Source organism: Bradyrhizobium sp. 76 (genome assembly GCF_023073025.1).
GTDB lineage: Bacteria > Pseudomonadota > Alphaproteobacteria > Rhizobiales > Xanthobacteraceae > Bradyrhizobium.
Window position 1 is genome coordinate 501,736 of record NZ_JADPIS010000103.1, and the last position, 21,386, is coordinate 523,121.

Annotated in this window: 20 protein-coding genes; 10 read left to right on the forward strand and 10 right to left on the reverse strand. The window is 63.5% G+C overall.

Translation table 11 applies throughout. The features are described from left to right. The first annotated feature begins 5 nt into the window (after positions 1-5). Positions 6-1,130 carry a hypothetical protein gene (locus tag IVB48_RS28690; protein WP_247405174.1) on the forward strand — a complete coding sequence of 375 codons (1,125 nt, stop codon included), beginning with the start codon at positions 6-8 and terminating at the stop codon, positions 1,128-1,130. Here IVB48_RS28690 and IVB48_RS28695 read toward each other — a convergent pair. From IVB48_RS28695 to IVB48_RS28705, 3 genes are read right to left on the reverse strand one after another with little or no spacing between them, the layout of a single operon-like run. Continuing rightward, entirely contained in the window at positions 1,127-1,717 is a 591-nt protein-coding gene (locus IVB48_RS28695; protein ID WP_247405176.1) for a Smr/MutS family protein, read from the reverse strand. The genes IVB48_RS28690 and IVB48_RS28695 overlap by 4 nt on opposite strands. After that, complete coding sequence (locus tag IVB48_RS28700; RefSeq protein WP_247405178.1) at positions 1,714-3,240, reverse strand: MltA domain-containing protein; 1,527 nt, start codon at positions 3,238-3,240, stop codon at positions 1,714-1,716. Before IVB48_RS28700 ends, IVB48_RS28695 begins: the two co-directional genes overlap by 4 nt. Further along, positions 3,218-3,913, reverse strand: coding sequence for a Tim44/TimA family putative adaptor protein (locus tag IVB48_RS28705; protein ID WP_247405180.1), 696 nt, complete (start codon positions 3,911-3,913; stop codon positions 3,218-3,220). Before IVB48_RS28705 ends, IVB48_RS28700 begins: the two co-directional genes overlap by 23 nt. 414 nt (positions 3,914-4,327) lie before the next feature. Here IVB48_RS28705 and secB point away from each other — a divergent pair, with 414 nt between their 5' ends. After that, positions 4,328-4,810, forward strand: a complete 483-nt coding sequence (gene secB / locus IVB48_RS28710) for a protein-export chaperone SecB (RefSeq protein WP_007598595.1) — start codon at positions 4,328-4,330, stop codon at positions 4,808-4,810. Here the strand turns inward: secB and dnaQ are convergent. The 4 genes from dnaQ to IVB48_RS28730 are packed head-to-tail and all read right to left on the reverse strand — an operon-like array spanning position 4,807 to position 7,652. After that, positions 4,807-5,523 carry a DNA polymerase III subunit epsilon gene (gene dnaQ / locus IVB48_RS28715; RefSeq protein WP_018459637.1) on the reverse strand — a complete coding sequence of 239 codons (717 nt, stop codon included), beginning with the start codon at positions 5,521-5,523 and terminating at the stop codon, positions 4,807-4,809. The two genes, secB and dnaQ, sit on opposite strands and share 4 nt — an antisense overlap. A gap of 28 nt (positions 5,524-5,551) precedes the next feature. Beyond that, the gene (gene coaE / locus IVB48_RS28720) at positions 5,552-6,151 is read right to left on the reverse strand and encodes a dephospho-CoA kinase (protein WP_247285461.1); all 600 of its coding nucleotides are present in this window, start codon (positions 6,149-6,151) and stop codon (positions 5,552-5,554) included. Positions 6,152-6,174: 23 nt separating this feature from the next. Next, complete coding sequence (locus IVB48_RS28725; protein WP_247405182.1) at positions 6,175-6,783, reverse strand: Maf family nucleotide pyrophosphatase; 609 nt, start codon at positions 6,781-6,783, stop codon at positions 6,175-6,177. A 29-nt stretch (positions 6,784-6,812) separates the two neighbouring features. Next, the gene (locus tag IVB48_RS28730) at positions 6,813-7,652 is read right to left on the reverse strand and encodes a pyruvate, water dikinase regulatory protein (RefSeq protein ID WP_247405184.1); all 840 of its coding nucleotides are present in this window, start codon (positions 7,650-7,652) and stop codon (positions 6,813-6,815) included. Between the two features lie 66 nt (positions 7,653-7,718). Between IVB48_RS28730 and IVB48_RS28735 the strand changes: the two genes are divergently transcribed. The 8 genes from IVB48_RS28735 (at position 7,719) to IVB48_RS28770 (ending at position 16,739) form a co-directional block, all read left to right on the forward strand. Beyond that, positions 7,719-7,934 (forward strand): hypothetical protein, encoded by a 216-nt coding sequence (locus IVB48_RS28735; protein ID WP_247357362.1) that lies wholly within the window; start codon positions 7,719-7,721, stop codon positions 7,932-7,934. 176 nt (positions 7,935-8,110) lie between these two features. Further along, on the forward strand, positions 8,111-8,545 hold the full coding sequence (hemJ, locus tag IVB48_RS28740) for a protoporphyrinogen oxidase HemJ (protein WP_007604072.1): 435 nt from the start codon (positions 8,111-8,113) through the stop codon (positions 8,543-8,545). A gap of 247 nt (positions 8,546-8,792) precedes the next feature. Further along, entirely contained in the window at positions 8,793-10,058 is a 1,266-nt protein-coding gene (gene rho / locus IVB48_RS28745; protein ID WP_007598612.1) for a transcription termination factor Rho, read from the forward strand. Positions 10,059-10,367: 309 nt separating this feature from the next. Next, complete coding sequence (gene mnmE, locus IVB48_RS28750) at positions 10,368-11,726, forward strand: tRNA uridine-5-carboxymethylaminomethyl(34) synthesis GTPase MnmE (RefSeq protein ID WP_027566250.1); 1,359 nt, start codon at positions 10,368-10,370, stop codon at positions 11,724-11,726. A gap of 441 nt (positions 11,727-12,167) precedes the next feature. Beyond that, the gene (gene mnmG / locus IVB48_RS28755; protein ID WP_247405186.1) at positions 12,168-14,048 is read left to right on the forward strand and encodes a tRNA uridine-5-carboxymethylaminomethyl(34) synthesis enzyme MnmG; all 1,881 of its coding nucleotides are present in this window, start codon (positions 12,168-12,170) and stop codon (positions 14,046-14,048) included. A gap of 139 nt (positions 14,049-14,187) precedes the next feature. Then, positions 14,188-14,829 (forward strand): 16S rRNA (guanine(527)-N(7))-methyltransferase RsmG, encoded by a 642-nt coding sequence (gene rsmG, locus IVB48_RS28760; RefSeq protein WP_247405188.1) that lies wholly within the window; start codon positions 14,188-14,190, stop codon positions 14,827-14,829. A gap of 29 nt (positions 14,830-14,858) precedes the next feature. After that, positions 14,859-15,713, forward strand: coding sequence for a ParA family protein (locus tag IVB48_RS28765; protein WP_007598621.1), 855 nt, complete (start codon positions 14,859-14,861; stop codon positions 15,711-15,713). A gap of 141 nt (positions 15,714-15,854) precedes the next feature. Next, entirely contained in the window at positions 15,855-16,739 is an 885-nt protein-coding gene (locus tag IVB48_RS28770; RefSeq protein ID WP_247405190.1) for a ParB/RepB/Spo0J family partition protein, read from the forward strand. Positions 16,740-16,893: 154 nt separating this feature from the next. Here IVB48_RS28770 and holA read toward each other — a convergent pair whose 3' ends face one another. Genes holA through leuS form a run of 3 tightly spaced genes read right to left on the reverse strand, consistent with a single transcriptional unit; the run spans position 16,894 to position 21,132 of the window. Next, the gene (holA, locus tag IVB48_RS28775) at positions 16,894-17,922 is read right to left on the reverse strand and encodes a DNA polymerase III subunit delta (RefSeq protein ID WP_247405193.1); all 1,029 of its coding nucleotides are present in this window, start codon (positions 17,920-17,922) and stop codon (positions 16,894-16,896) included. 47 nt (positions 17,923-17,969) lie between these two features. After that, positions 17,970-18,521 (reverse strand): LPS assembly lipoprotein LptE, encoded by a 552-nt coding sequence (gene lptE, locus IVB48_RS28780; RefSeq protein ID WP_027566256.1) that lies wholly within the window; start codon positions 18,519-18,521, stop codon positions 17,970-17,972. Further along, positions 18,508-21,132, reverse strand: a complete 2,625-nt coding sequence (gene leuS, locus IVB48_RS28785; RefSeq protein ID WP_247405195.1) for a leucine--tRNA ligase — start codon at positions 21,130-21,132, stop codon at positions 18,508-18,510. Before leuS ends, lptE begins: the two co-directional genes overlap by 14 nt. Positions 21,133-21,386 lie beyond the last annotated feature (254 nt).

Below are 21,386 nucleotides of genomic sequence, written 5' to 3' on the forward strand. Positions count from 1 at the left end.
GCGGCGTGACCGCACGCATCCTGCAAAACCCCTGGCGTCTCCTGCTCGCGATCAACGCGGCGGCCATCGTCGGCGTCTTCGTTCACAAGATCCAGCTGCCGCCTTACGTCCCCTACATCCACCTCCTCGTCGACTATCATTTCGGCTTCATCAAGCGCGCGCTGATCGGGGCCATCGTCGCCCTGTTCACCGACAAGGTGCCGCTATGGCTGGTGTTCGCGCTCGGCGGCGCGACATGGCTGGCGACGCTCGGGCTGTACGCAAGGCTCTTCCAGACAACGTTCGGCTTCACCGCGAAGACGTTGCCGCTGTTCGTCTTCATCGCGGGCTCGCCGTTCTTCCTCAAGAATTTCATGCACACGCTCGGCCATTTCGACATCTATGGCTGCGCGCTGGCGATCATCCTGCTGCTGGTGCCGGCCGGCTCGCTGCTGTTCGTGGCGCTGGCTGCGCTGTTCTCGATCATTCTCGTCCTGATCCACCACATCCATCTCCTGATGTATGTGCCGACCATCATCACCATCGTCGTGATCAGGCACTATCTGACGCACGGCTGCGGTCGCACCAATGTCGCGTTCGGCATCATCGCCTTGCTTGCCGTCTCCGCGCTGTTCTTCGCCGCGCAATTTTGGGGAACGATGCCGATACCGGAGGCGGATTTCGTTGCCTACCTGAAGAGCCGGATGGCCGATCCGTCGCGGGCCGACCTGCTGCAGTTCGCCTACATCTGGTATCAGCCGCTGGCGAGGGAGATTTCCGACACCTGGGGCCGCCTGCCGCACAACATCCTCGGCGTGCCCGTGTTCGTGTTGCTGATCTGGCTGCACACACCGCTGTGGCGCTATTTTGCGAATTTGATCGGCGCACTCGCAAACGACACGCATCGCCGTCTCGTGGTTGCGGCGCTCGCCGGCGTCAGCCTCGCCTGTCTCGTGATGTTCGCGATGGTGTTCGACTATTCGCGCTGGATCTCGAACTGGGCCGTCTGCATGTTCCTGATCCTGCACGCGGTGAAGATGCTGCCCGCCGCGCGCGAGACGCCGCTGATTCCGGCGGAAGATCGGAAGACAAATATCTTTGGCCTGATCCTCACGCTGATCCCGCGCGTCGGAATCGTGCGGCCGTTCTAGAATCTCGCCCGCCTGATCCGCACGTAGAGCGCGCCCTCGCCGCCGTGGCCGATGCCGGCTTCCTCGAACCCCACGACGAAGGCGCGGAATTCCGGCAGGCTCAGCCATTCCGGCACCTGACGGCGCAGCACGCCGCTTTCGCCGCCGCTTCGGCCCTTGCCGGTGATGACGAGCACGAAGGTCAGGCCGTCATGGTGGGCGCGGTGCAGGAAGCCGGTCAGTGCGCGATGGGCGCGCATCTGGGTCATGCCGTGCAGATCGAGCCGCGCCTCGATCTCGCTGCGCCCGCGCGACAGTTTTGTGCGCTCGCGTTTGCCGAGCGGCGCCAGCGGTGGCACCGCCGGCTTCGCTGCACGCGGTGCCGGAGCAGCGGCAATCGGACGTGGCGATGACGCAGGCCGCGTGGCGGGCGCTGCGGGGGAAGGCTCGGTGCGCGGTGCAGCCTGCACCTTGGCGGCACGATGCTTCCTCAGCGGCTTGACCTGCTTGGCGATCGCATCCCACAGCGCGCGCTCTTCCTCGCTCAGCGCGCGACGGCGCGGCGAGGGACGAGGCTCCAGCACGGGCGGACGGGACGATCGCTTCATTGCTGCCGATGGGAACGATTCTTGACCGGCCGCCGCGGCTCCTGAACTGGCTCGATCACGGGACGCGGCACCGGAAGCGGGACTGGACCGGCGACAGCGACGGTCTCGCTCGTGCTTTGCGCCACGGCTGCCGCCGGCTTGTCCTTCGCAGGCTCCGTTTGCGGAAATATCTTTGCGATCTTCTCCGAAGGCCGCGGGTCCGGCACGGGGAGCCGCCCGGCGCGCGCCGTAGGATCTACGCCCTTCGGCACCAGCATCACGAAATGCATGGCATGGCGCAGCCGCCCGGAGACGCGGCCGGCCTCCTGACCCGCGCCGAAATAGAGATCCGCGCGCGCGGGCCCGATGATGGCCGAGCCGGTGTCCTGCGCGATCATCAACCGATGGAACGGCGTCTTCGCGCGTTCGGAATCGATCGGCAGCTCGCCTTCGATGAAGAACGGCGTGCCGTAGACGTGGAGCGATTTGTCCACCGCGATCGAGCGGCCGGCCGTCAGAGGGATACCTTGCGCACCGACCGCCTCCTCCTTGTCGGACAGATTGACCTCGCGGAAGAAGATGTAGGAGCGGTTCTGGCGCCGCAGCTCCCTGGCGCCGTCGGGGGTCTGCGCCATCCACTCCCTGATCTTCTGCATCGACATCTCTTCCTTCGGAATGATGCCGCGCTCGATCAGGATGCGACCGACCGCCGTATAGGGATAGCCGTTATAGGCATCGTAATTGAGCCGGACCGTGCCGCCGTCGTCGAACTTGATCCGCGCCGAGCCCTGGATCTGGGCGAACAGCAGATCGGTCGGGTCCTTCAGCCAGGCAATCTCGAGTCCGCGGCCGGCGATCTTGCCGTCCTCGATCTCGGCGCGGTCGTAATAGGGCACGAGCTTGCGGCGGCCGATCTTGCGATAGACCGGGCCCTTGTTGGGCAGGCTGACCGAATCCTGCTTGTAGCCGCGCACGAAAAGGTTCGACGGGCGGCGATAGACCGGGACGTTGTAGACGTCGGTCTGCGTGCGCGATCCCTCCAGCACCGGCTCGTAATAGCCGGTGACGAAACCGTCGGGCTCGCCGAGGCGCGAGATCCGCAGCGGCGCGAAATTCTCCTCGAAGAAGGTTTTGGCGCTGGCGTCGTCGGTAGCCTCGAGCGATTTGGCGACCCGGCAGGGTTCGGCCAGCGAGGCGCCCAAAGCCTTGGGTTCGGGAGCGCCGGTCTGTGCGCTGATCGGACGGCAGCTGGCGCGAAAGGTCTTGTAGGCGGCGAGATGATTGTCATCGCCCCAGCCCTTCACGTCGGCCCAGGCCAGCGGCAGATATTGCGCGCCGGGAATCTCGAACGGCAGCGGGAGCTGCGGATACGGCAAGGCGCGCGGCGGCGCGGCAGGCAATTCCGGGAGATGATGGTGATGGCTGCGATAGTGGCGCCGCGCCGCCTCGGCGCCGAGTGAAAACGACGACAGCGCGACGGCACCTGCGCAAAGCGCCGTCGCGCTGGTCTTCAGGAAAGCCTTAATTCGCGCTTCCGGTGCCAACCAGCTTCCAGTTCGGATCGCGAGAGGTGATGTCGCGGGCGAAAGTCCAGATGTCGGTGATGTCGGCGATGGTGTCGGCGCTGCCGTCGACGATGTTGCCGGCCTTGTCCCGGGTGGCCGAGATCATCTGCGAGACGAAGCGGATCGTGAGCTGGGCGGTGCGGTCGCGCAGCTCGGCGCCTACGAGCTCGGCCTTGTCGATCGAGACAAAGCGCGTTTCGGTCTTCTGCTCGTTCTTCTCGCGCTCCTTGATCGCGGCATCGAAGCTTTCATAGACCTCCGACGACAACAGGTCGCGCAGCGCGCGGCGGTCGCCATTGGCAAAGGCCAGCACGATCATCTCATAGGCGCCGCGGGCGCCGGAGATGAAATGGCGCGGATCGAAGGTGGAATCCTTTTCGACAATGGAGTCGAGACCCTGGGCGAGCACGGTGCCCGGCTCGGTCAGGCCCTTCCAGCGGTCGGAGGGCGGGGTCGGCTCGGCCGTCGGCGCCAAGGGGGCCTGGTCGATGACCTTGCCCGGCATGGTGACGACGTTCTTGTCCTGGGCACCCTGAAGCGCGTTGCGGTCGAACGGCGGCCGCTCGTTGCCCGTGCGCTGCCCCAGCACGCTGCGCAGCCTCAGAAAGATGAAGACCGCCAGCGCCAGGAAGATGATGGTGTAGATGTCCACGTCGTATTCGCTTTCTGGTCGTCTGTAGAAGGGGCCGTTCGAAAGGGTCGTGCCGAGAAAATCGATCCGGCCAGTAGACCGTTCCATACCGGAACGGCAAGTCTACATCACCATTTCGGGTCCGCGCGTCAGGTCCGTGGGATGTAGGCACGAAATCTTGCCCGGCCAATGGCGCCTTTTGGCACAGCACCGAGTGTAGCGCGTTTTATGCTTAAGGGGAAACCCGATCCTGCCCGGAAATCGCGCATCTTCAATCGTTTAAGCCGCAGTTGCGCGGGATCGACGGGGTGAACGCCATAGTTGTGGGCGTGGCCGGAATTCCCCATCCGGGACCGTTCGTCCTTGTGGAACGAGGTAGCCCTATGTTAGCCAACCGCCGCGAAATTCAGCCCAATCGGGTAAGGAGACACTCTTATGACCAACGGTAACGGCACCCCTCCCGAGGCGGCCCAGGCTCCCCAGCTCAACGTCCTGGCGCAATATACCAAGGACCTCTCGTTCGAAAATCCGAACGCGCCCAGCTCGCTCCAGCAGCAGAGCCAGCCGCCCCAGATCAACATCCAGATCAATGTCAGCGCCAACAACCTCAGCGAACAGGAGTTCGAGGTGACGTTGTCGGTCGAGGGCAAGGCCGAGACCGCCGGCAAGATCATGTTCTCGTTCGAGCTCGCTTATGCCGGCGTGTTCCGCATCTCCAACGTGCCGAAGGACAATTTGCATCCGCTGGTCATGATCGAATGCCCGCGCCTGCTGTTCCCGTTCGCCCGTGAGATCATCGCCACTGCCGTGCGCGACGGCGGGTTCCCGCCTTTGATGCTGGATCCGGTCGATTTCGTCGGCCTCTATCGCCAGAACATGGAGCGGCAAATGGCCGCTCAGCCGAGCGGCCAGGCTTAACCAGCCAAAGGGGCAGCTGGAGCGGGCAGAAACTCGTTCCAGATCGCCTTGTCGCCGAGCGTTGCGATGAAGGCCCGGTGGGCCTCGCGCTCGGCGTCTGAAATCCGCGGGGTGAGCGGCGCCGGCCGTTGCCGCCGAGGCGCATCGGCAGCCCCATTGGCGCGAGTCTCCTCGGATTCTGAAGCCAGCAGCAGCTGCGATTGCCGCGCCCCGACCAGATCCACATAGACTTCCGCAAGCAACTCGGCGTCGAGCAACGCGCCGTGCTTGGTGCGGCGTGAATTGTCGATCGCATAGCGCGAGCAGAGATCGTCGAGCCGGTTCGACACGCCGGGATGCTTGCGCCGTGCCAGCAGCAGCGTATCCACCAGCCGCTCGCGCGGGATCGCCGGGCGCTTGATCCGGTCGAGCTCGGCATTGATGAAGCTGATGTCGAACGAGGCATTGTGGATCACCAGCGGCGCGTCGCCGATGAACTCCAGAAAATCGTCGACGACCTCATGGAACAGCTGCTTGGTCGCCAGAAACTCGGCCGACAGCCCGTGCACCGCAAAGGCTTCTGCCGGCATATCCCTTTCGGGATTGATGTAGACGTGGAAACTCTGCCCTGTCGGCATGCGATTGAGCATCTCGACGCAGCCGATTTCGACCAGGCGATCTCCCCGCAGCGGGTCGAGGCCGGTGGTTTCGGTGTCGAGAACGATTTCGCGCATGATCAAGTAAGCCGTGCCAGGCGGCGAATCAGGCGCGCCGCTGCGGCATCTTAACGACCTCGGCGAGGATGTGCGCGATTTGGGCGCGCACTGGATCGAGTCCATGCGACGTATCCACCACGAAATCGGCACGCCTGCGCTTTTCCGCATCGGGTGTCTGCTTAGCGATGATGGCGTCGAGCTTGGCCTCGTCCATCGTGCCGCGCGCCAGCACCCGCTCGCGCTGCAGTTCCGGAGACGTCGTCACCACGACCACGGCATCGACCCGCGTCTCGCCCCCCGTCTCGAACAGCAGCGGAATGTCCAGCACCACGACCGGCGCGTTGGCGGCTTCGGCGTCGGCGAAGAATTTTTTCCGGGAAGCGCCGAGCATCGGATGAACGATCTGCTCGAGCTGCTTGATGGCGGCAGCATCGTGCACCACACGCGCCGATAGTTTTGGCCGATCGACCTTGCCGTTCGCGGTGGTGCCGGGGAAGGCGGCCTCGATCGCGGGCGCAGCCTCGCCCTCATAGAGCTGATGGACGGCCGCATCGGCATCGTAGACAGGGACGCCGGCCTCCGCGAATAATTTCGCGGTGGTGGATTTGCCCATCCCGATCGAGCCGGTCAGTCCCAGGATCCGCATCAGCGCCCAACCATCTCTGACATTCACACCGCAACTAGCCGCTCGCGCCGCAGGAACGCAAGCAGCGGCAGCAGCGGCAGACCGAGAATGGTGAAGTGGTCGCCCTCGATCCGTTCGAACAAATGGATGCCCAGGCTTTCGAGCTGATAGCCGCCGACGCTGGTGGTGACGGCATCGCCGGCGATGTCGAGATAGGCCGAAAGCTCGGCCTCGGTCATCTGCCGCATGACGAGGCGCGCGACCGAGACGTCCTCGAAGATGATCTCACCGTCACGTGCTATCGCCACCGCGGAATTCAGCTCATGACTATGGCCGGAGAGATCGCGCAGTTGGGCCAACGCCTGGGCCCGGCCCGCAGGCTTGTTGAAGAGGCGATCACCAAGCGCCAGCGTTTGATCCGCACCGATGACGGTGCTTCCAGCATGATGGGCCGAGACTGCCTTGGCTTTTTCGCGCGCCAGCAGCAACGCAATCTCGCGCGGACCAGCAAGCCCGGAGGCGGCCTGGATGCCGCGCTCGTCGATATCGGCCGTAATCGCCTTGAACTCGAGCCCGGCATTGGCCAGCAGCATCTTTCGTGCGCTGCTCTGCGAGGCCAGGATCAACGAAGATTTGCCGAGCCACAGACCCATCGCAAATTATTCCCAAGACCATTACAAGACTATTGAGAAGGCCGGTTACGCTGGCGATCACTATAGAGTTTCATGATCGCCGCGGCGGTTTCCTCGATCGAGCGCCGCGTGACGTCGAGCAGCGGCCAATCGTGCTTGGCGCTCAGCTTGCGGGCAAATGCGACCTCTTCGGCGACCGACTGCTTGTCGGTATAGGTGTCGCTGCTGGAATCGGCGCCCATGGAGAGCAGGCGGTTCGTGCGCACCTGAATCAAGCGTTCCGGCGTCGCATGCAAGCTCACCACCAGCGGTCGCGTCAACGTTTCCAGTTGCGAGGGCACCGGAATGCCTGGAACCAGCGGCACGTTCGCAGTGCGGATGCCGCGGTTGGCGAGGTAGATCGAGGTCGGGGTCTTGGAGGTGCGGGAAACGCCCACGAGCACCACGTCCGCATCATCGAGCCCTTCGACATGCTGGCCGTCATCGTGGATCATCGTGTAGTTCAACGCGTCGATGCGCTTGAAGTATTCGGCATTGAGCACGTGCTGGGCGCCAACCCGGCCGGTCGTGGCAGCTCCGAGATACGCCTCGAACAACTGCATCACCGGGCCGATGATCGACAGGCTCGGAACATTGATCCCCTTGCACTTGTCCTCGAGCCTGGCGACCAGATCCTTCTCGAGCAGCGTGAACAGCACGATTCCCGGTGCTTCCTCGATCTCGTCGAGCACGCGATCAAGCTGTTTCTGGCTGCGCACCAACGGATAGACGTGCTCGACCGGGGTCACGTTGGCGTACTGAGCGGCAACGGCGCGCGCCACCGTGATCAGCGTCTCACCGGTGGAGTCGGAGACGAGGTGCAGATGGAAATAATTGCTCGAGGTCGGCACAAAAGCCCTTTGTATGAAACCGGTGTGGTTTGTGGATTTCTGTGGAGCTTAACCCCTTGGAAAGGGATGTGCGACACCGGGGGCGGGACAAGTGCCAATTTTCTTCACACCACTGCCCCTGAGAACAACTTCGACGCCCTGCCGAAAGGGAAACGGGATTGCGCCGATAACCCTCTTGATAAGCTGCCGACAGAAACGCGCAAGCCTTTGAAGCTGACCGACTTATCGAAAGCCGCCACAGCGATCAGGGATATGTTGATGGATGTGAACAAGCGCGTGTGAACGGGCGGACGGAAATGTGTGAGTCCAATTCACCGTCACATAGACTCAAACCTTAAGAATCTAAGATTCTTATTGGAGAAGGGCGCTACGGACGGATATGTGTGCAGGCAAGACCTTAACGACTCCTTACTATCCCCAGCGTTCCCCTCGGCTGGGCAGGAATCCGGACCCCAGACATGTTTGAAGACGTCTACCTCTGGATCAAGGCGCTGCATGTGATCGCCGTCATCTCCTGGATGGCGGGCATGCTCTATTTGCCGCGGCTGTTCGTTTATCATTGCGAGGCCGAAATCGGCTCGAAGCAGTCGGAAACGTTCAAGATCATGGAACGACGGCTGTTCAAGGCGATCATCAACCCCGCCATGATCGTGACCTGGCTCGCCGGGCTTTATCTCGCCTGGGCCGGGCATTGGTTCACTTTCGGCTGGCTGCACGTAAAACTGGCACTGGTCCTGGCGATGTCCGCGGTCCACGGCTTTTTTTCGCGCTGGTTGAAGGATTTCGCGGCGGACCGGCGCCCCCGGAGCCAGAAATTCTATCGGATTATCAACGAGGTACCGACTGCCTTGATGATTCTGATCGTCATCATGGTGATCGTGAAGCCGTTCTAGGCAGCGGCCGCGAACAATCGCTCAGTGCTTCTGCTTGCGGAGTGTGAGGCGATTTTCTATATTAGCGATATCCCACCCAACGCAGGCGGATGTGGTCGTGTCTGAGCTTTCCAGAGGCCGGACACCCCATCAGGTTTGAAGCCTCACCGGCGCTCTCCTTGCCAGACCTGCGGACCTTACCTTTTCGCGTCCGCATTTCAGAGCCTCCTCGCACCCCCCTCCCAGGTTACCCCACAGGACCACCCCAATGCGGGAAATCAAACTCCAGGACCTCAAGTCGAAGACGCCGGCCGAGCTCGTCTCGTTCGCGGAAGAGAATGGGGTCGAGAATGCCAGCACCATGCGCAAGCAGGAGCTGCTGTTCGCCATACTCAAGCAGCTTGCGCTCGCCGAGACCGACATCGTCGGCGAAGGCGTCGTCGAGGTTCTCTCCGACGGCTTCGGCTTCCTCCGCTCGCCCGATGCGAATTATCTGCCGGGCCCGGATGACATCTACGTTTCGCCCTCGCAGATCCGTCGTTTTGGCCTGCGCACCGGCGACACCATCGAAGGCCACATCCGCAGCCCGAAGGAGGGCGAGCGCTATTTCGCGCTGCTGAAGGTCAACACGCTCAATTTCGAGGATCCGGAAAAGGCCAAGCACAAGGTCAATTTCGACAACCTCACGCCGCTGTTTCCGAATCAGCGCTTCCGCATGGAAATCGACGACCCGACGCGGAAAGACCTTTCTGCAAGGGTGATCGACATCGTCGCGCCGATCGGCAAAGGCCAGCGCGCTCTGATCGTCGCGCCGCCGCGCACGGGCAAGACCGTGCTGATGCAGAACATCGCCCACTCGATCGCGCATAATCATCCCGAGTGCTATCTGATCGTGCTCCTGATCGACGAACGTCCGGAAGAAGTCACGGACATGCAGCGCTCGGTGAAGGGCGAGGTCGTCTCCTCGACCTTCGACGAACCGGCGGTGCGCCACGTCCAGGTCGCCGAGATGGTGATTGAGAAGGCCAAGCGTCTGGTCGAGCATGGCCGCGACGTCGTGATCCTGCTGGACTCCATCACGCGTCTCGGCCGCGCCTACAACACCGTGGTGCCGTCATCGGGCAAGGTGCTGACCGGCGGTGTCGATGCCAACGCGCTGCAGCGGCCGAAGCGCTTCTTCGGCGCTGCCCGCAACATCGAAGAAGGCGGCTCGCTGACGATCATCGCGACCGCGCTGGTCGATACCGGCAGCCGCATGGACGAAGTCATCTTCGAAGAGTTCAAGGGCACCGGTAACTCCGAGCTGATCCTCGACCGCAAGGTTTCGGACAAACGGACCTTCCCGGCGATCGACATTTCGCGCTCCGGCACCCGCAAGGAAGAGCTGATCACCGATCCGGTCGTCCTGAAGAAGATGTACGTGCTCCGCCGCATCCTGAATCCGATGGGGACGATGGATGGTATCGACTTCCTGCTCGACAAGCTGCGTTCGACCAAGAGCAATTCCGAGTTCTTCGACTCGATGAACACCTGATTGCAGTGCAGCATGATCAAAGGGCGCCTTCGGGCGCCCTTTTTCGTTGTGCGGCTTTGCTGCAGCGAAGATGCAGCATTGTGGGGCGTCTGTCGCTTGGAGCGGACGTCGCATAAAATATTGATATAATTTACGAATATGGTGATCGATGGACGTCGCTTATTCCGTTGGAAGCGGTTCTTGCAGCAGATGTTCGCGAATTTATTGCATCGCAGCAACGGTTTGCTGCGGGAATTGATGCAGCAAATCGCGCGATTTGTCTGCCGAAACGGATGTTTGCCTTTTCGCTTTCAGCCGGACAAATAGGTCATGCATCCGCGAGACCAGACCATCTTTGCGCTGTCGTCCGGCCGTCCGCCAAGCGCGCTCGCGGTGGTGCGCGTCTCCGGGCTAGGCGCCAGCGTGGTGTTGACGACGCTGGCGGGCAAGCTGCCGGCGCCGAGGCAGGCCAGCCGCCGGCTCCTTCATGACGGCGTGGGCCAGCCGATCGACGATTCGGTGGTGTTGTGGTTTCCGGGGCCGGGCAGCGCGACGGGCGAGGATGTCGCCGAATTTCACGTCCATGGCGGCCGCGCGGTGCTGGCCGCACTCTTTGCCGCCATTTCCGTAATTCCGAATATGCGAGCTGCCGAGCCCGGCGAATTCACCCGGCGCGCCTTCGAGAACGGCAAGCTCGACCTGACTGAGGCGGAGGGCCTCGACGATCTCATTCATGCCGACACCGACCGCCAGCGCCGCCAGGCGTTACGGCAGTTGCAGGGTCTCCTCGGCAATCGCGCGCGCGACTGGCGCGAGCGCATCATCGAGGCTTCGGCCTTGATCGAGGCCGGCATCGATTTCTCCGACGAGGGCGATGTGCCGGCCGAGTTGATGGCGCCTGCGGTCAAGGCGATCAATGCGCTGCACGACGAAATCGCAGAAGTCCTTGCGGCACAGGGACAAGCTGAACGTTTGCGCGACGGCCTGGTGGTTGCGATCGCAGGCGAGCCGAACGTCGGCAAGTCGACGCTGATCAACCAGCTCGCGCGCCGCGACGTCGCGATCGTCTCGCCGCATGCCGGCACGACACGCGATGTGATCGAGGTGCAGCTCGATCTCGATGGCTATCCGGTCACGGTGATCGACACCGCCGGCATTCGCGAGACCGACGATCCGGTGGAGCAGGAGGGTGTTCGCCGGGCGCGAGCCCGAGCCGAAGACGCCGACCTCGTGTTGTGGCTGGTGGAGGCGGGGCGCGTTGTCGATCCGGTCGCGATGCCGTTGCAGGGGAAATCCGGCAACGCAGGCAGTCGCTCCGGCGGCTCGGTCTGGATCGTGCGCAACAAGATCGATCTCGGCGGGGTCGAGGGTATCGGACCGGGTGGTGAGTTCGGAATCGCGGCCAGCCGGGGTGACGGCATTCCCGAGCTGGTCGATGCCCTGGTGAAATTCGCCGCCGAGTTTTTCGGAACGACCGAGGGCGCGTTGGTGACCCGGGCCCGGCAGCGGGATCTGCTGCGCCGCGCAGCGGACAGCTTGCGCCGGAGTCTTGAGCTAGTAGAAGAGGGCGAGGAGCTTGCCGCCGAAGAGCTGCGCGCGGCCGCCTATGCCTTGGGCCGGCTGCTGGGTCGGGTGGATGTCGAGGACATCCTGGGGGCGATTTTCCAGAAATTCTGTGTTGGAAAGTAGTCCTAGTTCTTCATTGTAGAACTAGCCTTCATTCCACTTCTTGTGTTTCACGTGAAACAGAGCCGGCTCGGTTCAAGATGTTTCACGTGAAACACTTATCGACTAGTCGCTGGTTTGCGCATGGGCCCGCTGCAAGCGGTAACACCTTGGGAGCGGGTGCGCGGAAAGGTCTTGATTGCGTCTGTCCGCTCGCAAGGCCTTGGGGTACGGTCCTGCCGTCGCGGTCCGATCGCCGACCCGTCTTGGCCTTCAGACCACCCTTTTCCCCTCGTGACCCCTTTTCCTCTCACAAAAACGACAACGGTTCCAAGGGCCACTCTACTGTGCATGGGGTTGTTTTCGCCAAAAGACCTTGGGTCCGCTTTGCACCGTTTCACGTGAAACAACTGCCTCTCCAGTTTCCGCTTCCGGCTTCCCTGCCTGTGAGTTAGAAGTCCGCCCATGCGAACAGAGCGAGAGAGCTTCGACGTCATCGTGATTGGCGGCGGCCACGCCGGCTGTGAGGCCGCTTCTGCCTCTGCCCGGATGGGCGCGGCGACCGCTCTTGTCACGCACCGTTTCTCCACGGTCGGCGCGATGTCCTGCAATCCCGCCATTGGCGGTCTCGGCAAGGGCCATCTGGTTCGTGAGGTCGACGCGCTCGATGGCCTGATGGGGCGGGTTGGCGATGCCGGCGGTATCCAGTTTCGCGTCCTCAATCGCCGTAAAGGCCCGGCGGTGCGTGGTCCGCGTGCGCAGGCCGACCGGAAGCTCTATGCCGCCGCGATGCAGGTGGCGATCCGGGAGACCGGGGGTCTTTCCGTGGTCGAAGGCGAGGCGGACGAGCTGATCGTGGTCGAGGGACGGGTGATCGGCCTGCGCCTGGCCGATGGCCGCGAACTTCGGGCAGGGGCTGTCGTCGTCACCACCGGCACCTTCCTCCGCGGACTGATCCATCTTGGTGAGAAGAACTGGCCGGCCGGTAGGGTTGGCGAGGCGCCGGCGATGGGCCTTTCGACCTCGTTCGAGCGCGCCGGGTTTATCCTTGGGCGGCTCAAGACAGGGACCCCGCCGCGTCTGGATGGCTCGACGATCGACTGGTCGGCGGTCGAAATGCAGCCGGGGGACGAGCCTCCGGAGCCGTTTTCGGTGATGACCGAGCGCATCACGACGCCACAGATCCAGTGCGGGATCACCCGGACCACGCCTGCGACCCACGACGTGATCCGGGCCAATGTCCATCGCTCTCCGATGTACTCGGGCCAGATCAAGAGCTCCGGACCGCGCTATTGCCCCTCGATCGAGGACAAGATCGTTCGCTTCGGCGATCGCGACGGTCACCAGATCTTCCTGGAGCCGGAAGGGCTCGACGACAGCACCGTCTATCCCAACGGCATCTCGACCTCGCTGCCGGAGGAAGTCCAGCTCGCCATCCTCGCAACCATTCCCGGCCTGGAGCGGGTGAAGATGGTCCGGCCGGGCTATGCCATCGAATACGACCACATCGATCCCCGTGAGCTCGATCCGACCCTCCAGACCAAGCGTCTGCGCGGCTTGTTCCTGGCCGGGCAGATCAACGGCACGACCGGATACGAGGAAGCTGCGGGCCAAGGCATCGTTGCAGGGCTGAACGCAGCATTGGCTGCGAGCGGCGCCGCGCTGACGGTGTTCGACCGCGCCGATGGCTATCTTGGCGTCATGATCGACGACCTCGTCACCCGCGGCATCAGCGAACCCTATCGGATGTTCACCTCAAGGGCCGAGTACCGGCTGACATTGCGGGCGGACAACGCCGATCAGCGTCTGACCGAGAAGGGCATCGCCTTGGGATGCGTGGGGAGCGCCCGAACCGTGCATCATCGCGCCAAGATGGACGCCCTGAATGCCGCCCGGACGCTCTCGAAGTCGCTCACGATCACTCCGAACGAAGCGATCAAGCACGGTCTGTCCCTGAACCGGGACGGTCAGCGGCGGTCGGCCTTCGAGCTGATGGCCTATCCCGACATCGGCTGGAGTCAGGTCCGTGCGATCTGGCCGGAGCTCGCTGCCATTGATCCCGTCATTGCCACCCATCTCGAGATCGACGCGAAGTACGATGTCTATCTGGAGCGACAGAGCGCCGACGTTGAAGCCTTCAGGCGGGACGAGGGGATGGTGCTGTCGGAGGTCGATTTCCAGCAGGTCCCCGGTCTCTCCAACGAGGTGAGGGCCAAGTTGGAGAAGGCGCGGCCGTTCACCGTTGGCCAGGCCGGTCGAATCGACGGCATGACGCCGGCCGCGCTCGGCATCCTTGCGGCCTATCTCCGCCGCGAAGCGCGGAAGACTTCCAAAGCAATCGCATAGGTTTCACGTGAAACAGCGCGAGCCGGGCGGCGACAGATCGTCATCAGGAAAACCTTCGGCGGGTGAGGGCGCCGGTCGTCGCTCCGAACCGGCGCCGACCAGACCGAAGATCGACAAGGCCAGCGCCAACGATCGATCGTTGGACGCCGTCATCGCGGCCGACAAGGTTGCGGCACTCAAGCTCGCACCCGTTTCACATGAAACGGAGCTCCGGCTCGATCGCTACATCGCGCTGCTGCGGGAGTGGCAGGCCAAGACCAACCTCGTCGCGCCCTCGACATTGCCGCATCTCTGGACCCGGCACATCGCCGATTCGCTTCAGCTCGTCGCTCTCGCCCCCTCGGCCAAACGCTGGGCTGACCTCGGCAGCGGCGGCGGCTTTCCGGGCGTCGTCTTGGCCTGCACCATGGCGGGGACGGCCGGAACGAGCGTCCATCTGCTCGAGCGAATCGCCAAGAAGGCAGCCTTCCTGCGCGAAGCCATCCGCGTCACTACATCTCCGGGAGTCGTACATCTCGCTGAGATCGGGGATAATGTGGATAGAATCACCGGCCCGGTCGATTGCGTCACCGCGCGTGCACTGGCTCCGCTACATCAACTCATCGGCTTTGCGGAGCCGCTGATGCGCCAGGGCGCAAAAGCGTTGTTTCTCAAGGGTCAAGATGTAGAGTCTGAATTGACCGAAGCTACTAAATATTGGAATATTCAGCCGCAGCTCCACCAAAGCCGTACAGGCGACGGTTGGATCGTCGAGCTGGCTTCCGTCGAACGGCGCGGGTGAGGCGTCAGGGGCCGAGTGGGGAATTTGCGATGAGCGTGATTGACGAACCGCAGCAAGAACAAACCGCCGCCGTCCCGCAGGGCCATCCGCGCATCCTGGCGCTGGCGAATCAGAAGGGCGGTGTGGGAAAAACAACCACGGCGATCAATCTCGGCACGGCGCTCGCTGCGATCGGCGAACGTGTCCTGATCGTCGATCTCGATCCGCAGGGCAACGCCTCGACCGGCCTCGGCATTGATCGCCGCAACCGCTCCTGCTCGACCTATGACGTTCTGGTAGGCGAGGCGAGCCTGCGGGAAGCGGTGGTGTCGACGGCAGTGCCGCGGCTGCATATCGCGCCCTCGACCATGGATCTCTCCGGCCTCGAGCTCGAGCTCGGCACCACGCCCGGTCGTGCGTACAAGCTGCGTGACGCGATCAGCGCGCTCAACAACAACGTCTCTCCCGACGCCGATTACACCTACGTGCTGATCGACTGTCCGCCCTCGCTCAATCTGATCACCGTGAACGCGATGGCGGCTTCGGACGCGATCCTGGTGCCGCTCCAGTGCGAGTTCTTCGCGCTCGAAGGTCTGTCGCAATTGCTCCAGACGGTGGAGCAGGTGCGCTCGACGCTCAATCCGAACCTGTCGATCCACGGCATCGTGCTGACCATGTTCGACTCGCGCAACAATCTCTCGAACCAGGTCGTGGCCGACGTTCGGCAGTTCATGGGCGAGAAGGTCTACAAGACCATGATCCCGCGCAACGTGCGCATCTCGGAGGCGCCGTCCTACGGCAAGCCGGTGCTGGTCTACGATCTCAAATGCGTCGGCAGCGAAGCTTATCTGCGGCTCGCCACCGAAGTGATCCAGCGCGAGCGCGAGCTGCGGACGACGCATTAGAGGTGCTGTAGGGTGGGCAAAGGCGTCTTCGCCGTGCCCACCATCTTCCGCACATGACTAACTGGTGGGCACGCTTCGCTTTGCCCACCTTACGACAATTCAGTTCTGGAGTGCTGCACCGTGAATCCAAGGGAGCTGGCGATGGCCGACGAAGCGCGTTCGCGACTGGGCCGGGGTCTTGCGAGTCTGATCGGTGACGTCGGCGGCGAGGCTCAGCATGTCGATCGCCCGCGCGCGCAACGCAAGGTGCCGATCGAGTTCATCAAGCCCAATCCGCGCAACCCGCGCCGCACCTTTTCGGAAGGCGAGCTCAGGGAGCTCAGCGATTCGATCAGGCAGCACGGCGTGATCCAGCCGATCGTGGTCCGCCCGGTGAAGGGTGCGCAGGACCGCTTCGAGATCATCGCCGGCGAGCGGCGCTGGCGCGCGTCGCAAATGGCCGGCCTGCACGAAGTGCCGATCGTTCCCGTCGACATCAGTGACAGCGATGCGCTGGAGTTCGCGATCGTCGAGAACGTGCAGCGCGAAGACCTCAACCCGATGGAAGAGGCGCTCGGCTATCACGCGCTCGCCAATGAGTTCAAACGCAGCCAGGACGACATTGCCAAAGTCGTCGGTAAGAGCCGCAGCCACATCGCCAACATGATGCGGCTGACGAAGCTTCCAGCCGAGGTGCAGGCCTTGATCACGAGCGGCGAGCTGACCGCAGGTCATGCCCGCGCGCTGATCGGCGTGCCTGATCCGCTCGCGGCTGCCAAGCGCATCGTCGACGAAGGCCTCAACGTCCGCCAGACCGAGGCGCTGGCGCATGAAGAGGGCGTGCCGGAGCGCAAGCGGCAGAAGGCGCGCACGGGGGCGAAGGAAAAGGACCCCGACACGGTCGACCTCGAGAAGCGCGTCAGCGACGCGCTCGGGCTCAAGGTCACGGTGAGCCACCGCGATCCCGGTGGCTCCGTGCAGATCAACTACCGCAACCTCGATCAGCTCGACGAGGTGATGCGGCGGCTGGCGAAGGGCGCGCTGTAGCCGCTTGGTGTCCTCCTGGCGAAAGCCAGGACCTCATGCCGATCCACACGTCATTGCGAGCGCAGCGAAGCAATCCAGAATCTTTCCGCGGAGAGATTCTGGATTGCTTCGTCGCAAGGGCTCCTCGCAATGACGAGCGGACAGAGCGGGAAGCTCAGCCCCGCCGCTTCGCGTTTGCGGCGATCGCCATCAGCGTGCGCTGGGCGATGGCGGCGGCGAGAGTGGATTGCTTGCGGGTGTCGAGCGCGGCGGTCGCGAGCTGCTCGATGATGACGGCGAGCCGCGCCACGCTGAAATTACGCAGTGCGGTTTCGACCGCGGGCTTTCGCGAAAAATGCAGGCGCGGATAACCGCTGTCGAGCACGGCGGAAGCGGGCGTGCCGTCGGCGATCGCGAGCGCCGATTTGTGCAGCCACGCCGCCTGGCGCTGCGCCGCGGAGATGATCACGCCGGGGTAGGTGCCGGCGATCATGGCTTTGGCAAACTCGTTCTCGACGATCTCGGGCCGGCCGGCGAAGGCGCCATCGACGATCGGATCGAGTTTCAGCTCCGACGCATCGGCGACCACGGCCATCACGTCATCCAGCGTGATCTCGCCCTTGCCGTGGGCATAGAGCGTGAGCTTGCGCAGTTCGTTGCGCGAGGCCTGCCGGTCGCCGCCGAGGAACGACATCAGCGCCGCGCGGGCGTCCTGCGCGATGCGCAAATTGGCGATGCGGAGCTCGTCTTCCATCAGCTTGGCGAGGTCGCGCTCGGTATCGGGATAGCAAGCGATCGCGACGGCCGTCTTGGCGCGTTCGCAGGCCTTGCGCAGCGGCGATTCCGGGCGCAGCTCACCGGCCTCGATCACGATGCGGCAATCCCTGACGCCCATCTCCGCCAGCGTGTCGATAGCACTGGCAAAGCTGCGCGAGCCGGCGCGCACGCGGATGGCGCGGCGGCCGCCGAACAGCGGCACCGTCATGGCCTCGTCGACGAGGCGCGACGGCTCGGCGGAGAGCTCGTCGCCATCGACCTTGACCAGCGAGAACGGATCGTTGGGATCGTCGACAGCCGAGGCGATCAGCGCATCCGCACGTTCGCGGACCAGTCCGGCGTCAGGACCGTAGAGCAGGATGATCGGACGGCCCGCCTCGGGGCGGGCGAGATAGGCGTCGATCTCTTTTCCGCGCAGCGCGACCATGGTGCCTGGGATTCGTCAGTCCGGGCGAACCGGGATGACGGGATGAATTAAGTGCCCGCGGTGAAGAACGAGGCGAGGCGAGTCGTGATGTTCTCGGCGATCTCGTTGGCGGCACGATCCTCGGCATCACGTACCGCGCGGTTGCGGCTGAAACGCTGATAGGAGCCGGGCATGTCGTAGGTCACGCGGGAGAAGGTGGTGCCGGTCATCACCGATTTGCCGCTGACGACCTCGATCAGATTGTACTGGGCGTCGAGGCCGTAGTTTTCACTGCTCGGCAGGCCGGTGTTGGGGTCGACGATCAACGACGACTTGCCGCTCGTGAAGCGGATCTCCAGGCGGTGGGTCGGCGGCATGCCGGTGGCGGTGCCATAGAGCCTGAAGGCCAGCGCGTTGCGAACCTCGACGCCGACGCGGGCTTCGCGCGAGGCATTGGACTTGGCGATCGGGGGTAGATCGACCCCCATCAGCTTCTCGCGCAGGCCGGGCGTGCCGTCGGTGTGCTCGGCATACATCGGGTGGAAGCAGCCGGCCGTCATGGCCGCCAGTGCGGCGACCGCCAGCAAGCGGGCTGCGATGCGGATCCTAGCCGACAACATTCACGATCCTCTTGGGGACGATAATCACCTTGCGGACGGGCTTGCCGTCCAGGGCCAGTTTTACCGCATCGAGGGCCAAAACGGCAGCCTCGATTTCCGGATTCTCGGCCGCTGTTGCAACTGTGACCTCACCCCGCTTCTTGCCGTTGACCTGAATCACCAGGGTCACACTGTCTTCAACCAGCAAATCGCGTTCGATTTGGGGCCAATCGGCCTCGGAAACCAGCCCGCTGTGGCCGAGAACCTGCCAACACTCCTCGGCCAGATGCGGCATCATCGGGGAGAACAGCTGGACCAGGATCTGGCCGGCCTCCCGGATCGTCCACGCCAAATCTGGGGCCGGCTGGCCGGGACGCTGCAAGACGTCCGCAAACGCATTGCTGAATTCGCGGATATGGGCGAGGCAGACGTTGAAGTGCAGCCGCTCGATCCCGGTCGTGACCTTGTCCAGCGCGCCATGGGCGGCCTTGCGCAAGGCGATGGCGTCCGGGCCGAAGCTGGCCGGCCGGGCCGCCGGCGCACTCTTGCCGTGTTCCACGGAATCGTTCACCAGCCGCCACAGCCGCTGCACGAAGCGCGAGGCGCCCTGGACGCGCTCATCGCTCCAGATCACGTCCCGCTCGGGCGGGGAATCCGACAGCATGAACCAGCGCGCGACGTCGGCGCCGTAGGTCTCGATGATGTCGTCGGGGTCGACCGTGTTCTTCTTGGACTTCGACATCTTCTCGATCGGGCCGATCTGGATGTCTTCGCCTGACGTCAGCAGCGTGGCGCGGCGGCCATTGGCGCCGGTCTCGACCTTCACCTCGACCGGCTGGACGTAGGTGCCGTCGGCCTTCTGGTAGGTCTCGTGCACCACCATGCCCTGCGTGAACATGCCGGCGAACGGCTCGTCCAGTGCAATGTGCCCGGTCGCCTTCATCGCGCGCGTGAAGAAGCGGCTATAGAGCAGATGCAGGATCGCGTGCTCGACGCCGCCGATATACTGGTCGGCCGGCAGCATCCGGTTGGCGACCTCTGGCGTCGTCGGCGCGTTCTCGTTCCAGGGATCGGTGAAGCGCGCAAAGTACCAGGACGAATCCACGAAGGTGTCCATGGTGTCGGTTTCACGCTGCGCCTTGCCGCCGCATTGCGGACAGGTCACGTGCTTCCAGGTCGGGTGATGATCGAGCGCATTGCCTGGCTTGTCGAAGCTCACATCCTCCGGCAGCACCACGGGGAGGTCGGCATCCGGCACCGGCACCACGTCGCACTTCGGACAGTGGATGACGGGAATCGGACAGCCCCAATAACGCTGGCGTGAAATGCCCCAGTCGCGCAGGCGGAAATTGACCTGACGCTCGCCGACCGGGGCGTTGCCGCGCAGCTCGGTCTCGAGACGCTTCGCCACCTCGTCCTTGGCCTGATCGATGGTCATACCGTCGAGGAAGCGCGAATTGATCATGCGGCCGTCACCGTCATACGCGGTATCGGTGATGACAAAGCTCTTGGGATCCTGGCCTTCGGGGCACACCACCGGCGTGTTGCCGAGAGCGTACTTGTTGACGAAATCGAGGTCGCGTTGGTCGTGGGCGGGGCAGCCGAAAATGGCGCCGGTGCCGTATTCCATCAGCACGAAGTTGGCGACATAGACCGGCAGCTTCCAAGAGGGATCGAACGGGTGGACCGCGCGGATGCCGGTGTCAAAACCCTGCTTCTCGGCGGTGTCGATGATCTCCTGCGCTGTGCCCATCCGCTTGATCTCGCCGATGAACGCGGCGAGCGCAGGGTTTTTGGCGGCGGCCGCCTGTGCCAGCGGATGATCGGCCGAGATCGCCATGAATTTCGCGCCGAACAGCGTGTCCGGGCGCGTCGTGAAAATCTTCAGCTCGCTCTCGCCGGCCGGCGTCGTCGCCGCGTCGAGCGCGAAGCGGATCAACAGCCCCTCGGAGCGGCCAATCCAGTTGCGCTGCATCAGCCGCACCTTGTCGGGCCAGCGATCCAGTGTATCCAGGGCCGACAGCAGCTCCTGCGAGTACTTCGTGATCTTGAAGACCCACTGGTTCATTTCCCGTTGCTCGACAACGGCACCCGAACGCCAGCCTTTCCCGTCGATCACCTGCTCGTTGGCGAGCACGGTCATGTCGACGGGGTCCCAGTTCACCTTGCGCTTTTCGCGCTCGGCGAGGCCTTCGCGCAGGAAGTCCAGAAACAGCTTCTGCTGGTGCTTGTAGTAGCTGGGATCGCAGGTCGCGATCTCGCGGCTCCAGTCCAGCGACAGCCCGATCGAGCGGAGCTGCTTCTTCATCGCGGCGATGTTGTCGTAGGTCCAGGCCTTCGGCGCGACCTTGCGCTCGATCGCGGCGTTCTCGGCCGGCAGGCCGAAAGCGTCCCAGCCCATTGGATGCAGCACGTTGAAACCCTTGGCGCGCATGAAGCGGGCCAGTACGTCGCCAAGCGTGTAATTGCGGACATGGCCGATATGGATGCGCCCCGACGGGTAGGGGAACATCTCCAGCACATAATATTTCGGCCGCGGATCGTCGTTCCTGGAGACGAAGATCGCCTGTTGGTCCCAGGCGGCTTGCCAGCGCGGTTCGGCGTCGCGGGCGTTGTAGCGTTCGGAGGTCATGGAATCGTTGGGTTTTCGTGGATTTGGCCGTTTAAAGACGGCGGACTAGGCCACAGAAGCGGCGGTGGGGTCAACGGAGGAGTATTGACAACCAACGGCGCCAGGACCACAATCTTCAGTAGTAATTCACCTGTGTGTACGTCATGAAGCGATTTTTGAGAGTGTTACTGGTTTTCGCCTCGGCAGCGACGACGATAGCTGAAGTGGCCACAATAATTTGCGTGACCACGACGGTTTCCGCAGAGGCTCGCCCC